Annotated in this window: 13 protein-coding genes and 2 pseudogenes; 10 read left to right on the forward strand and 5 right to left on the reverse strand. The window is 61.7% G+C overall.

Going from position 1 to position 12,749, the window contains the following annotated elements; translation table 11 throughout:
* Nucleotides 1-905: 905 nt before the first annotated feature.
* Nucleotides 906-1,175, reverse strand: a complete 270-nt coding sequence (locus tag FFS45_RS40530; protein WP_062092303.1) for a hypothetical protein — start codon at nucleotides 1,173-1,175, stop codon at nucleotides 906-908.
* 612 nt (nucleotides 1,176-1,787) lie between these two features.
* On the opposite strand from FFS45_RS40530, the gene FFS45_RS40535 reads away from it, so the two are divergent.
* Genes FFS45_RS40535 through FFS45_RS40545 form a run of 3 tightly spaced genes read left to right on the forward strand, consistent with a single transcriptional unit; the run spans nucleotide 1,788 to nucleotide 4,611 of the window.
* Nucleotides 1,788-2,912, forward strand: a complete 1,125-nt coding sequence (locus FFS45_RS40535; RefSeq protein ID WP_212745810.1) for a hypothetical protein — start codon at nucleotides 1,788-1,790, stop codon at nucleotides 2,910-2,912.
* Nucleotides 2,913-2,967: 55 nt separating this feature from the next.
* The gene (locus FFS45_RS42185; protein ID WP_212745811.1) at nucleotides 2,968-3,678 is read left to right on the forward strand and encodes a DUF6884 domain-containing protein; all 711 of its coding nucleotides are present in this window, start codon (nucleotides 2,968-2,970) and stop codon (nucleotides 3,676-3,678) included.
* 45 nt (nucleotides 3,679-3,723) lie between these two features.
* Nucleotides 3,724-4,611, forward strand: a complete 888-nt coding sequence (locus tag FFS45_RS40545) for a zincin-like metallopeptidase domain-containing protein (protein WP_137960198.1) — start codon at nucleotides 3,724-3,726, stop codon at nucleotides 4,609-4,611.
* A gap of 126 nt (nucleotides 4,612-4,737) precedes the next feature.
* Here the strand turns inward: FFS45_RS40545 and FFS45_RS42670 are convergent.
* The 4 genes and pseudogenes from FFS45_RS42670 to FFS45_RS40565 form a co-directional block, all read right to left on the reverse strand.
* A pseudogene (locus FFS45_RS42670) lies at nucleotides 4,738-4,992 on the reverse strand (integrase core domain-containing protein); the annotation flags it as partial.
* Between the two features lie 7 nt (nucleotides 4,993-4,999).
* Nucleotides 5,000-6,396, reverse strand: a pseudogene (locus tag FFS45_RS40555) (IS30 family transposase).
* Between the two features lie 15 nt (nucleotides 6,397-6,411).
* Complete coding sequence (locus tag FFS45_RS40560) at nucleotides 6,412-7,017, reverse strand: IS3 family transposase (RefSeq protein ID WP_137960201.1); 606 nt, start codon at nucleotides 7,015-7,017, stop codon at nucleotides 6,412-6,414.
* Complete coding sequence (locus tag FFS45_RS40565; RefSeq protein WP_137960202.1) at nucleotides 7,014-7,328, reverse strand: transposase; 315 nt, start codon at nucleotides 7,326-7,328, stop codon at nucleotides 7,014-7,016. Before FFS45_RS40565 ends, FFS45_RS40560 begins: the two co-directional genes overlap by 4 nt.
* Nucleotides 7,329-7,503: 175 nt before the next feature.
* Between FFS45_RS40565 and FFS45_RS40570 the strand changes: the two genes are divergently transcribed.
* The 7 genes from FFS45_RS40570 (at nucleotide 7,504) to FFS45_RS40600 (ending at nucleotide 12,573) form a co-directional block, all read left to right on the forward strand.
* Complete coding sequence (locus tag FFS45_RS40570) at nucleotides 7,504-8,160, forward strand: hypothetical protein (protein ID WP_137960203.1); 657 nt, start codon at nucleotides 7,504-7,506, stop codon at nucleotides 8,158-8,160.
* 592 nt (nucleotides 8,161-8,752) lie between these two features.
* On the forward strand, nucleotides 8,753-9,286 hold the full coding sequence (locus FFS45_RS40575; protein ID WP_137960204.1) for a hypothetical protein: 534 nt from the start codon (nucleotides 8,753-8,755) through the stop codon (nucleotides 9,284-9,286).
* 12 nt (nucleotides 9,287-9,298) lie between these two features.
* Nucleotides 9,299-9,973, forward strand: a complete 675-nt coding sequence (locus FFS45_RS40580) for a hypothetical protein (protein ID WP_137960205.1) — start codon at nucleotides 9,299-9,301, stop codon at nucleotides 9,971-9,973.
* A 339-nt stretch (nucleotides 9,974-10,312) separates the two neighbouring features.
* Complete coding sequence (locus FFS45_RS40585) at nucleotides 10,313-11,026, forward strand: hypothetical protein (RefSeq protein WP_137960206.1); 714 nt, start codon at nucleotides 10,313-10,315, stop codon at nucleotides 11,024-11,026.
* On the forward strand, nucleotides 11,023-11,556 hold the full coding sequence (locus tag FFS45_RS40590; RefSeq protein ID WP_062093137.1) for a hypothetical protein: 534 nt from the start codon (nucleotides 11,023-11,025) through the stop codon (nucleotides 11,554-11,556). Before FFS45_RS40585 ends, FFS45_RS40590 begins: the two co-directional genes overlap by 4 nt.
* Nucleotides 11,557-11,637: 81 nt before the next feature.
* Nucleotides 11,638-12,009, forward strand: a complete 372-nt coding sequence (locus FFS45_RS40595; protein ID WP_137960207.1) for a hypothetical protein — start codon at nucleotides 11,638-11,640, stop codon at nucleotides 12,007-12,009.
* A 54-nt stretch (nucleotides 12,010-12,063) separates the two neighbouring features.
* Nucleotides 12,064-12,573, forward strand: a complete 510-nt coding sequence (locus tag FFS45_RS40600) for a hypothetical protein (protein WP_137960208.1) — start codon at nucleotides 12,064-12,066, stop codon at nucleotides 12,571-12,573.
* Nucleotides 12,574-12,749: the final 176 nt, after the last annotated feature.

Here is a 12,749-nt window from a genome sequence, read left to right on the forward strand (position 1 = left end):
GCCCTGGCCACACCCCCCAAAAGCAAATCGTGGCCCCACAGGGGCAGGCCTGGAAGAACACCGACCAATAGCCAAGGACATCGAGCGGCAGGCACTAAGGGCTACGGGGCGCCTACGGCACCCCGCACCCCTAAGTGCGCGATAATCGCCGGCGCCCGACAAGTCGGACCCCGGCTCCACGCGCTCGTGTGCTCGCCTTTTGCCGTGCAACCGAAACGTTTCACCACGGCTAAAAAACCGAGTTTTGCAGGAAAGGGGGGAGTCCGGCTGATTTTCGGCGTGTCCGGCCAGCCCAAACAGCCACAGAGGGCTTCGCGACCATTGCGGAAGGGGACGGGTAGGTTGCATGTCGCCGGCCGCTCCTGGGAGCTGAGGCGCGAGAGGGTCATTGAGAACAGGTATCAGCGTCTATCGGACCACGTGCTGGCCAGAGCTGCATTCGTAGCTGGCAGGTCGACCGAATCTCAGCGGCCACAATGAAAAACGGCCTGCCCTTTCAGGCAAGCCGTTTTAACCCGATCAAAAGCTCGGGTGAGACTCGGTCCGCAATCCCCACACAACTTTTACCGCGATGGCTCTCCTGGTTCGTAGCGCCCACTAGAGGCCGATGGACCTAATACGCGCGGGCCACCGCCGCGCTGAGCGTGAATTTATCATGACCGTCGCTGCCGCGACAAGATCGCGTGCCAGCGCACGGCCCATAAATTACGCGCCCTAAAAAGCCAAAAGCCCGCTGGTTAGAGCGGGCCTCCGACTGCCTTTTCGGAAGAAACAAACTTTGCTTTCGTGCGCTGCAATTAGCGTCGAAGCACTGTTATTTAACCCCAGGTGAAACCCTGAACGCAAGGATTATTCAGAGGATTTTTATTTCAGTTTTCTTCCGCTCACTTACGCGAATATCGACATCAGAACCTGGCCGCGATCCGCGGCTCAATGAATCGATAAACGGCCGCAGATTCCTGCGGCGTTAAGCCGGCGACGAGCGCGTACTCAATGCAGCGCTGTGCGAGCAGCTTGTCAGCCTCGGCCATCGAGCGGAGCGCGAAGAGACTGCAGACCATGTCGGGATGGACTATCGAAGCGAGTACGTCGAGAAGCAGCGCACGTGCGCCAGTCTTATCGAGAAGGATCGCCTCGATCGCGTCGGTGAAGGGATAGGGCAGCTGCTGGGTCATGTGAATGTCGAAAGATAGCGAAACAGTATAGCGTCGCCGCTGCACAGATCGCGAACTGATATTGAGAGATGCGCTTCATCCGAAGTGCCGCTGTATATCAGCAGCGTCGCACGACGTTGCATCCACCGACGGCAAAACGCAGTGGGTCCGATCAGCGCACTACAGCCGCCCCGCATTCGCGAGGCGGTGATCGTTTGAGCGCGAGTCGGGCGTTGCCCTTTTCGCGCAGTCCACCCCGACGAAATGTCGCTCCGCGGCGCTATCGCTTGCTACGCGAGGTTGCGCTCGCCGCGCGGCGTTTCGCTTCGCCACGGCTCTCAGTGCCGAATTCCCGTCCCCCTCGTTTCGCCGTCCTTTTCTCGCGATCGTAGCCGCGTCCTGCGCTGCGTCAAGGCGCGCGGGGCCGTGTCAGTCGCTATCGCTCCATCCCGCCCCACACCCCGCGCTTGAATCCTTGACCCAGCTGCGGCCGTGTCTCCTTTGATCGCGGGACGACGAACTCAGGGGAACGGCGGCAACGGCGAGAGACGCCGCCGACTCAGCAGAAACATCTTTCACGCCGGGACTCGGAATCTAGGGGCCCGGTCAGCTTTGAACGAATGTGAGGGCAGGATGGAAAACAACATTGGCAAGCAGCGCGGGGCGCGTCATCGGTACGGTGGACTGACGGCTAATCTGCACACGATGCTGTCGCCGTCGCAGAGACAAGCTCTCCACGACGCGTTGGCCGGTCGGTCGCTGGCTGTGTGCTTCGGTTCTGGCGTTGACTCCACCGCGATGCTTGTCGCGCTCCGTGCCGCTGACCTTCGTCCTGATGTCATTACCTTCGCAGACACCGGCGGCGAAAAAGAGGAAACCATTGCGCACGTCGACAACATGAACGCGGTTCTGCGCTCCTGGGACTGGCCACTGATCGACGTGTGCCGCAAGGTTCCTCTCGCGTCCACCGGCTACTCCGACCTGTATGGAAATTGCCTCGCCAATGAGACTCTGCCATCGCTGGCATTCGGCATGAAGTCCTGCAGCATCAAGTGGAAGCAGTCCCCACAGGACCAGTTTCTGAAAGGCGCGAAGTCCGGCCCGAACGCAAGGCCGCCGCACCCAGTGTGGGTATCGGCTCAAGCCAAGGGCCAGCGAATCATCAAGCTGATCGGCTACGACTGCGGCCCCGCCGATATGCGCAGGTCGAAAGGGCTGAAGCCATCCGACGCGGATTTCGAGTACGTCTACCCGTTGCAGCTTGTGCGCTGGGCTCGCCGCGACTGCGTTCGCGCCATCACCGAAGCACTCGGCGCCGAGATGGTGCCGGTCAAGTCAGCGTGCTTCTTTTGTCCGGCTTCAAAACGATGGGAGCTGTACTGGCTGGCCGCAAATCATCCCGACCTCCTCGAGCGCGCGTTGCTCCTGGAGCGAACCGCGCTGACTGGCCGACACAGCCGGTTCGACGCTGTTGAATTCGGCGCGAGTTGGGACGAGCTGGTACGCAACGCGGACCGCTTCCCGAGTACTTCGACAACAGTAGGCCTTGGCCGCAACTTTTCGTGGAACCAGTGGGCTCGCGTGAACGACGTTGTTGATGCCGATTTTCGAGTGAAGCGCAGCGATGCCGACCGTGCCCGGTTTGCGCTGCTGTCCGACACGCTCCGGGACGAAGACAACGCACTCGACTCGCGCAGCGCCGGCATCCCCATTGTTCCAGTCCCGGTCTCTACGCAGATGCAGTTGGCGTGGGAGTGAACGGGCCGCACGTTGTACACGCAGATTCGATACATAACTATCCGTCAGGATTCTAATGACTCACACCAGCAAGCATCTCATCATCATGGCCTGTTCCGCGACGAAGCTGGAGCAGCCGGCACCAGCGCTCGATCTCTATCGGGGCGTGATGTATAGCACTTACCGTGCGAACGTGCGGCACGAGGCAAGCCCGGAAGTCATGATCCTGTCGGCACGTCACGGCTTTCTGCGGGCCGATACCATTATCGCGCCGTACGAACACCGCATGTCGACCGAGCGCGCTGACGCGATGCTGAGCGATCTTCCCAGCTACCTGTGCGACGGTTGGCCAGCGCAAGCGCGCAGTGTGTTGCTGGTCGGCGGCAAAGAATATCGCCGCGTTATGCGTGCCGCGGTCTCGCACCTGTCCACCAGCGGATGTCTGGCTCCGGACACGTGCGTTGAAGAAACCAACGGCGGTATCGGTTATCAGCGGTCCCAACTCGGCGCATATCTCCGGGCAATCGCGAAGCCGGATGACAACGTGGTTGGGTTCCAGCCGAACGGCACGCCGCTGTATCGCCGGCTCGGCGTGTACGCCATTGGCGACAGCGTCCAGATTGCCTACCGGGCGCGGCCTGATCTGCCGGCGCGACCGGCGCGGATCGAAGAGCTGTTCGACGGTCCAAGCGGTGACACCGCGAGCATTGCCATGCTGGACGTGAAACCGGGGGCGCCGGCGCAGACGTGGATCTCATTGTCTGATCTCAAGCCGGTCCATGCGTAGCCAGAACTACCACCTGATCCACGAACTGAAGGGACGACATCAATCATGAAAGCTCTGAAGCAAACCATCAAGCGCGACTTGAAGCAGGAAGTCACCGACCGTCTTGTGAATGCCATGGAAGCGGGGCGGATGTCGCCGGCGAATCTATGGGCCTGCAGCGCGTCTGGAGGCCTGCCTGTCAACTACGCCACCAAGAACATGTTCAACGGCGCGAACTTGCTGCTGTTGTGGCTCGAAGCGGCAGAGAGGGGCTTTGCCCGCAACGAGTGGATGACCTACAACCAGGCGCAGGCAATCGGTGCGCAGGTGCGCCGCGGTGCGAAGGGCTGTCGGCTTGTCCGGTTCGACAAGGAGGAGCACATCGATCCGGAGACGGGGGAGATTGAGTTCTTTCCGGATCCGGTGGCGTTCAGCGTGTTTAACGTCGAGGAAATCGACGGCGTTGTGTCGGTCTCGCGTTGTGAGGAGTTCGCACCGGTCGACGTAGCGGAACATATCCTCAAGCAGACCGGCGCCCGGGTCGTAGAAACAGGAGAACACGCTTTCTACCGGGCGAGCACTGATGAGTGTTTCCTGCCGGAACGCGGTCGTTTCGCCGATCTGTCCAGTTTCTATCGCGCTGCCACCCACGGACTGATGCACTGGACCGCGCACTCTTCGCGTTTGGCCCGTGACTTCAGCGCGCGCTTTGGCGACGACGGAGACGCGTTCGAGGAACTAGTCGCTGAATTCGGTGCGGCTTTTTGCCTTGCCCGCATCGGCATGCAAGACGGCCAGCTCGAGCATCACGCGTCCCATCTCGACTCATGGCTCCGAGTGCTAAAGAAAGACAAGAACGCGCTATTCACGGCGGCGAGCCGAGCTAGTGACGCCTACTCTGAGGTTGACCCGGTTGGACGGACAGATTTGCAGTTGGGTTTAATGTGTTGTTGATCCTCCATGAACTGTTGGGTCGCGGGTTGTCCACGGCCGGGCGGCGGGTCGCCTGTCACGACCATGACGCTGCCCGGCGGTGGGCAACCCGCGCTGCGATGGCGTTTGCTCCTGCGCATGCAGGCTTTCGAATTCGAGCGGTGTGCGATAACCGATACCGCTGTGCAGGCGCCGTACGTTGTACCAGCCCTCCAGGAATGAGAAGATGCGCCGCCTCGCCTGCTCATGGGTATCGAAGTGTTCACGCATCAGCAGTTCGGCTTCGAGCGTGCCGAAGAACGACTCGCACATCGCGTTGTCATAGGCGTCGCCGGCCGTCCCCATCGATGGCTGCACGCCTGCCTCGCGGCAGCGGCGTCCGAAGGCAATCGACGTATATTGCTTAGGTTCAAGGAGTCGTCGCAACACCCGTCATCAAGTCGCGAATAGTAACTCGTCTAGCGCTTCTCCAGGTGTCTTCCATCCGAGAGTTTTGCGTGGTCGGCAGTTTAGGGCGTTGGCGACCGCGTCGAGTTCACGCTCGGAGTATCGGCTGATGTCGGTGCCTTTGGGAAAGTATTGTCGAAGTAGGCCGTTGGTGTTCTCATCGGTTCCGCGCTGCCACGGGCTTTGTGGATCGCAAAAGTAAATTTCTAAGCCCGTGTCGATCTTTAGCTGCGCATGCTGAGCCAGCTCCGCTCCTTGGTCCCATGTCAGCGATTTGCGCAAATGATCAGGCAGCTTGGCAATCTTCGCGGCGATAGCGTTGCGAACAGCCTCGGCTCCGTGCCCCGCTAACGCTGGTCCGTTCTTCAGTCGCGTACCAGAACCGTGGCCTGGCATGCGAGGAAGATGCAGAAGCATCGTGAAGCGGGTTGTTCGTTCAACCAGCGTACCAATCGCGGAGCTGTTCAGGCCGATAATCAGGTCGCCTTCCCAGTGGCCCGGCACCGCGCGATCATCAACTTCTGCCGGACGCTCACTGATCATAACTTCGGAGGTGATGAAACTTTTGCCCCGTTGTTCCGTTCTGGCGCGTGGCACGCGCAGCGCCCGGCCCGTACGCAGACACGCGGACAGTTCTCGTCGTAGAGCTCCCCGGCCCTGAATGTAGAGCGCCTGATAAATGGCTTCGTGCGAGATCCGCATAGACATATCGTCCGGATAGTCGACTTGCAAGCGACGACTGATCTGTTCTGGACTCCAGCACGTACCCCAGCGTCGATCCGCCCGGCGACCGTGTCGTCGTCCCTTCCACGGTACGTTCGGACCGGCAATCGGCTTGCCTCGTGAATCAGTAACCGCTCCGGCTAATCGATTCTGAACATATGCTCGCAGCTGTTCGTTCTCTGCCAGTTTGGCGGCTTTCGGACGTTCCGCCGCGCGCTCGGCCTTCCATTGAGCGACTGTGGCCCGATACGTTAGCGTACCACTACGGGTCGCTGCGTTCCGCCGCAATTCTCGCGAGATTGTCGAAGGCGAGCGACGCAACTGTCGCGCGATCTCACGAACCCCGTGACCTTGAGTCAAGAGCAATGCGAGTTCTTCGCGCTCGGAGAACGACAGGTAGCGACCAGAGCTTGGCGCCAGCTCGATCGGCGCCATGCCTCCCGCTTCACGGAACCATCGTGGACCCAGGGGGCGCGACATGCCGCACGCCAAAGCGGCGCCTTCGCTCTCCATTCCCTCGGCAATGCATTTCCAGAATGCTTTCTTCGTTTCCAACTGATTAACGCCAGGTCTACCGGGCGACGGCATCATCGGCCGCCCTGTTCGTTGCGAGGCCCAACCTCGTGGTCTTCCCATTTAACACCTCCATTATTAGAGGTGTTGCGACGACCAGTTGAATCCGCCTTGGCACCCCTGATCCGAATGATGGATCACGCCCACGGGCCGCCGCTGCGATAGTGCCATGTCCAGTGCGCGTAGCATCAGTTCGGTGTACAGATGGTTCGACATCGCCCAGCCGACAATACGCCGACTGAATACATCCAGCACTACGGCCAGATAGAGGAAACCCTCGCCGGTCGGAATGTAGGTGGCATCAGCCACCCATAGCACGTTCGGCGCGGCGGCGCTGAAGTGGCGGCGCACCAGATCGGGCGCGCGCCGCGCTCCCGCGCGCTGGTGTGTGGTGAGCTTCCAGCGCCGGCGGGTGGCCCCGCACAGACCATCCATACGCATCAGACGCGCCACCCGTTTGCGCCCCACGTGCACTCCATCACGCCGCAGCTGCACATGGATACGTGGCGCCCCGTATGTGCCACGCGAGCTTGCATGCAGGGTGCGGATGCGCGCCAGCAACTGCGCGTCACTGCATGCATGCGCCGATGGCTCTCTTGTCAGCCACCCGTAATAGCCGCTCGTGGAGACCCTGAGCAGCCGCGCCATCGTGGCGATGGGCCAGCGGGCCCGGTTCGCTCTCATGAATCCGTATCCTTCGGCGATACGGCTCCCGTCTCCCGGGCAAACCAGGCCGCTGCGTGAGAGAGGATGTCTCTTTCCATCTTCAACTGACGATTCTCACGACGCAGCCGCGAAAGCTCCTGCCGCTCGGCGGTGGTCAGTCCGTCATGGCGCACGCCCGCATCGCGGCCGGCCTGTGCCAGCCAGTTGTAGATGGTCTGCGCGGTCGGCTCGAACTCCTTCTCCAGCTCCTCGGGTGTTCGCCCGGCCTTTACCAGCTCGACCATCTGTGCCCGGAATTCCGCCGGGTACGGGGTACGATGTTTGCCCATTTCGGCACCTCCTCTTCAAAAGGATAGGCGTCCGTTTTTGCGGGTCAACTTCACTCGTATGTGATGAAGCGCGCCCGTATGACTGACTCGCCCTCAATCGAATTGGCTGCAGCGGCATGACGGAGACCCACGCGCCATTGAAAGTGAATCGGGATTTTTAACAGGAGAACTGCCGATGTCGAAATATATCAACGCCGCGCCGCAAGAGCTGCGGCCGCAACAGATGATCTTCGAAGCCTTCTGCCGGGAGGCCTTTCTCAAGCCGCTGGAAAATCACGGCAGGGCGGCCGAAGTGTTCTTTCGAGGGGCCAGGCTGGGCTTTGTTGATCACCTGGGCGTAGCTGGACTGATGCAGGCCCATGAAAGGGAGCTAAACAACGCCCTCTATTCGCATTCGCCGACCGGCCTGCCGTTTGATGACGAGCTGCCGAGCGCCGCGGCTCTTGCCGAGTATCCGCACTTACGGCGGCGTTTTCCGGAGGCGGCGCAGCTGGTCGACGCGCAGAATGGACCGGTGCCGGACGGTGCGGTGTCCGCCTCGCCGGATGCTCAGGCCAACGTACTCCGATCTGCTTCGGCCGAGCAGTTGCTGATGGAGCTGGCTCGTCGCGGCGTGTTCATGGATCTCCATCATGCCGTCGGCGCCCTGCATGACCATCTTGAACGTGCTGGGCATCTGGACAGTGACAGTCCACTGACCTCCTACCTCACCTACCGGTTGCGTGCCGCAGACGCAGCTGTGTCCGGACGCTCAGACTCGGCAGACGCCGCCGGCAGGTGGCGGGAGAAGATCGACATCCTGAACGCGGCGCACGTGCGGACCCGACACTGACCGCGCGATGATGTTTGAGGCCCCTGCAGGCAGACGGGCAGGGGCCTTTTACTTTGTGATCCTGAAAAAGCTCACCTTGCCATTGGATCCACTGCCATCCAGCCGGGACGCCGCAACTCGCGAGCCAGGCGATCGCCTGTCACGCCAGTTGCACATCGTCGCCCCGGAACAGTAGAACACGCGCCTTGAGCTGCGCTCTTCTTCGCGAGCACCCCGACGAAATGTCGCTCCGCGGCGCTATCGCTTGCTACGCGAGGTTGCGCTCGCCGCGCGGCGTTTCGCTTCGCCACGGCTCTCAGTGCCGAATTCCCGTCCCCCTCGTTTCGCCGTCCTTTTCTCGCGATCGTAGCCTCGTCCTGCGCTGCGTCAAGGCGCGCGGGGCCGTGTCAGTCGCTAGTCGCTCCATCCCGCCCCACACCCCGCGCTTGAATCCTTGACCCAGCTACGGCCGCGTCTCCTTTGATCGCGGGACGACGAACTCAGGGGAACGGCGGCAACGGCGAGAGACGCCGCCGACTCAGCAGAAACATCTTTTACGCCGGGACTTCGGAATCTAGGGGCCCGGTCAGCGCAAACCACCAGAGGGGTGCATATGACGTTTGAGGAATACAGGAAACGCTTTCCGGCCACACGCGGCTTTCAGCGCTACACAAGCGAGCAGCGCGCGAACCACGCGTCGAGCCACCGGCTCGGACACAACAAGCGCATCGCAGTTGGCGAGTACTTCTATGCCCACCAGCATGCCCCAGGCGTCTGTTTCCCGAAGCGCTTGCAGGCAGAGCGCGCAGGGTATGACCGACACCAGCAGGTGGACGCCGCTGCGCCGACGCCGATCGTCGAGCAGGACGCAATCGAAGCGCGAAAGCCGTCCCGTATCCATCTGACGCACACCGGCCCCGCTGCCGGCGCAACGCTGTGCGGCGCACCGCGCGACGGCAGCGTCGCTCACCATGCGGTGTATGCGCCCGTTGAGCGCGATGAATATCGCGCGCAGTGCTGCGTTGCCTGCTTGAAGGAATTCGCCCAGGCATGGGCCGGTGAAAAAACCAAGCCGGATTGGGTCAACAGTGTTCTTGCGGCTGACGTGCAAGACGTCGTCAGCACACAACTTCCTCTTTTCGCGTAACAGGAGCGCATCATGCAGATCGAACTTTCGTTGTCCGCTGAAACCATCGCCGCCGAAGCCATCACGGCAGCGAAGAAAAACTCCGCGCATATGTCGCGCGTGGCGCGAGTTTTCGACGCCATGCGCGCCATTGTCGAAAAGCCGGACGCGCGCCTGCGACATTACACAGTGGACTTTTATGAGCATGATCGCGCATATCTGCAGCGTACCTACGCGACAGGCATGTACGGCTGGGTTATTCGCGATAGCGGAACCCATCTTGTGCAGCTCGGCAGACATCCGCGCATGAACGAGGAACTGGACGCAGCGCTCCACACTGGCCCGAGTCGCGACTGTTATCTGATCGACGCGCGCAACGCGACAGTGAAGGCAGTAACGGAAGGCAAGCTGCGCGAGGAAATGGCGCGCTTCAATTACGTTACCGGCCCGCATACCGTGGCAAAGAACGGCCGGACCATCGCAACCATGGACGTCAGTATGACGCCGTGGACCCACGCGAAACCCCCACAAGGCATCGTCCGATTCGGGTCGCTGGACGTGCCGCTCAGCCATGAAGATCTGGTAGCACTCGCACAGATCGGGCCATCGGAAGTAATCCGGGTCTCGCACTCTCTTTTCACCGGTACGCAGACCATTGAACTGGACGGCGCCAACCTGTTCGACCTGATCGAGCAGCGCGCCGAATAGTCCGTATCGCAAGCCGCGAGGAGCTGCAGGGCTCTTCGCTCTTTCGCATGCGAAACCGGATACCGCGCCCGCAGTCAGCCGGGCCGGGGCGAGCCGCCCGCCAGGCTTCGCCTGACGCGCCGCTCGCAGATTCCCCGCCCCGGTGAACAGAAGCGGACCGCTCTAGGGCTTCGCCCGGCGCGGGCCACCCAATCCAGTCGCGTCGCGATGCTCCGCGAAGGGGCGCTACCCGCGCGGGCCTTTCGCGCGATCGCATAGGTCGCATGCCGTCCATTCCCCCTTATCGCCCATACCCGCGACCTTAGCCGGCCTCGGCCTGACGTCAAGGCGTGCGGGGCCGTGTTGTCGCTGCGCGCCTGCCCGCCCCAACACCCCGCACTTGCCTCCTTGACGCACGGCCTCAACCGGCTTGCGTCGTCGCAGGGCGATGAACTCAGGGGAACGGCGGCAACGCTGGAACCTGACAAGCGCCCGCCGAAAGGAAACCCCTACGATGGGCTCCGAATCTTGGGGCCCGGTCAGCAAAAAACAGGAGCTTATGCAATGACACGACGCCGCCACCCGAAGCCCGAGATTCACGCCATTGTTTTTGCGCAGCACGAACACTGTGTAACGGAATTGATTGTCGAACTGAGTCACGCCGTCATCGGTGCGACCGGCTATGTACATGCGGGCAATATCGAATTCCGCGCGAACGTGAGTGACCACAGCGCGGAATCGTTCGGGCGTCGCGTCGCGTTCAGCAATGTCTGCGGCGCAGAACTGGACGAGATGCGTGCGGCGGTTCGGAAGATCGAGCGCATCCGCAGCCGGATGATGAAGGATGACAAAGCGCTGGGCGAGGCCCCGAACTTTGCGGAATTCGCGCGTCGTGCGCTCGTCGCCGCCGGCGTAGCGATGGTGCATGTAGCCCGTGATCTCGCGGGCCGCCCTCGCAACGCCGCGCATCACATCGTCGTAAGCACGGCAAACGGAGGCGACGTACTGGATGCAATCGGACGATTGGAAAAGATCGCGTTGACCATGTTCGGCAAGCGTGTGGAGGCAGCATGAGCGCGCAACTGGTTGAACGTTGGGAAGGGGCCGCGAAGGGTGGGCGCTATCAGATCGACGTGCTGCGATTCGAGCCGCGTCCGGGCCGCGAATTCTTCGACATTCGCCTGATGCGCGATGCGAAGCAATACGGCTCGACGGTTGCACGGTCTCCCGCCGAAGCGCGCGATCGCGTGCAGCACGCGGTCGATTGGGCACTCTCGTATGGCCCCGCGCCGTACAAGCGAACCTACCGCGACGCAAAGCTCGCGCCTGTCGTGCGAGACAGCGAGCCGCTTCTGACCGCGCAGGCTAATCGTTTCGAACTTGCTGCGAGGCTTGCGCTGTTTCTCGTTGCCCGTACCGGTGACCGTCTAGCGAAGTGGCAGGGCACGCTTCTGGCCGCCGAGCAGCGCGCGCTGTTCGGGCGCTTCTTCGGCAAGGGCACGCTGACTATCGACGGCACACGCGAGCGCATCAAGCACACCGTTACGCGCTCCTTTGGGATGGGCCGTGAAGTCACTGCGGATGTAGCCTGGAGCGACCTCTGACCTGCAGCCGCGCCCCGGCGCTCACTATCTAAACAAATCGTGGAGCGCTCAGCCAGCGCTTCACTTCGATTGAGAATCATCATGCAAATCCACATATCCGCCAGCCTCACACTTCCGGCGCGCTGGCCATTGCGTACACAGGAACCCGTGCGCTGCGCGCAGATCCGCGTGCTGCTGAACACGATCGTAACGGATGCTCTCGCCGTGTGGCGTCGTGCGCCACGTCGCACGTGGAGCGATATCGGTCGTCTGGTTCACAAGCAATTGCGCACGCTTGACCAGCTTTATCCGGAGGCAGGAATTCTGGAGGCGGAGGCGCGGGCCGTTGCGCTGCAGTTCTTCGCCGCAAATGTCGATCCGGGAATTCGCAGCTTTGTGCATCGCGACGGCGATCCGCTTCCCGAGGCAGTCGTGCGCCTCAGTAGCGCGTTAAGCGATGCACGACGCCAGTAACAGATCAAGGACGCACTGAGTATGACCGCCATATCATTACAGGACGGAACGACGATGACCAACGCAGCCAAAGAATTGCACGACCGCCAATCGCACTATGAGCGATTGCACCACCAGAAGCGCATGCGCGATCTGTCGCGACGCGATCAGCTCGATCATACCGATCTGCGCCTAAAGGAAGACAGCCGCCGCATTCTCAATGGAGAGGCATCGTTGACGCGGTGTGTGGACCTCGCCGATGCGGCGTACCTGGCCGAACTCGACGCATTCGAGACTGAGCAAGCCACGCGCAAGAGCAGGGGCTTCTACGAACCGGACTGGGAAACGTGTACGCACATCGGTCAGGTGGCGGACATCGCACAGGCGATGGATCGTTTCTATAAAAGCGACCGACTGAACCGGCCAGGTGGAACGCGTGAGCGTCTGATCGCGAGCAACGAAGAGGAATTTGCACGAAAGGGCTTCGCGTGTATTGCGAGCTACCATGATTCAGTAGTCGGCCGGTCAATCTTCGTGCGACCGGCTGACGTCGGCCTGGCCGTGTACAGCAGCAACCGCGCGTAAGCGGATCAATGGCTCGACGAGCGCCGGCCACGTGCCGGCGTTTCTGTTTCCGGTACCGCCGTAGCAATCCAGCCGGGACGCGGCACCTTGCGCGCCAGGCTGCGCCCGTCACGCAAGCTGACGACCTCGCGTCCCGGTGAACATGCACCCCCGCTCTTGGGACTGCGCCGCGTCCC

The sequence above is a fragment of the Burkholderia sp. 4M9327F10 genome (assembly GCF_005503145.1).
In the GTDB taxonomy this organism is placed as follows: Bacteria; Pseudomonadota; Gammaproteobacteria; order Burkholderiales; family Burkholderiaceae; genus Paraburkholderia.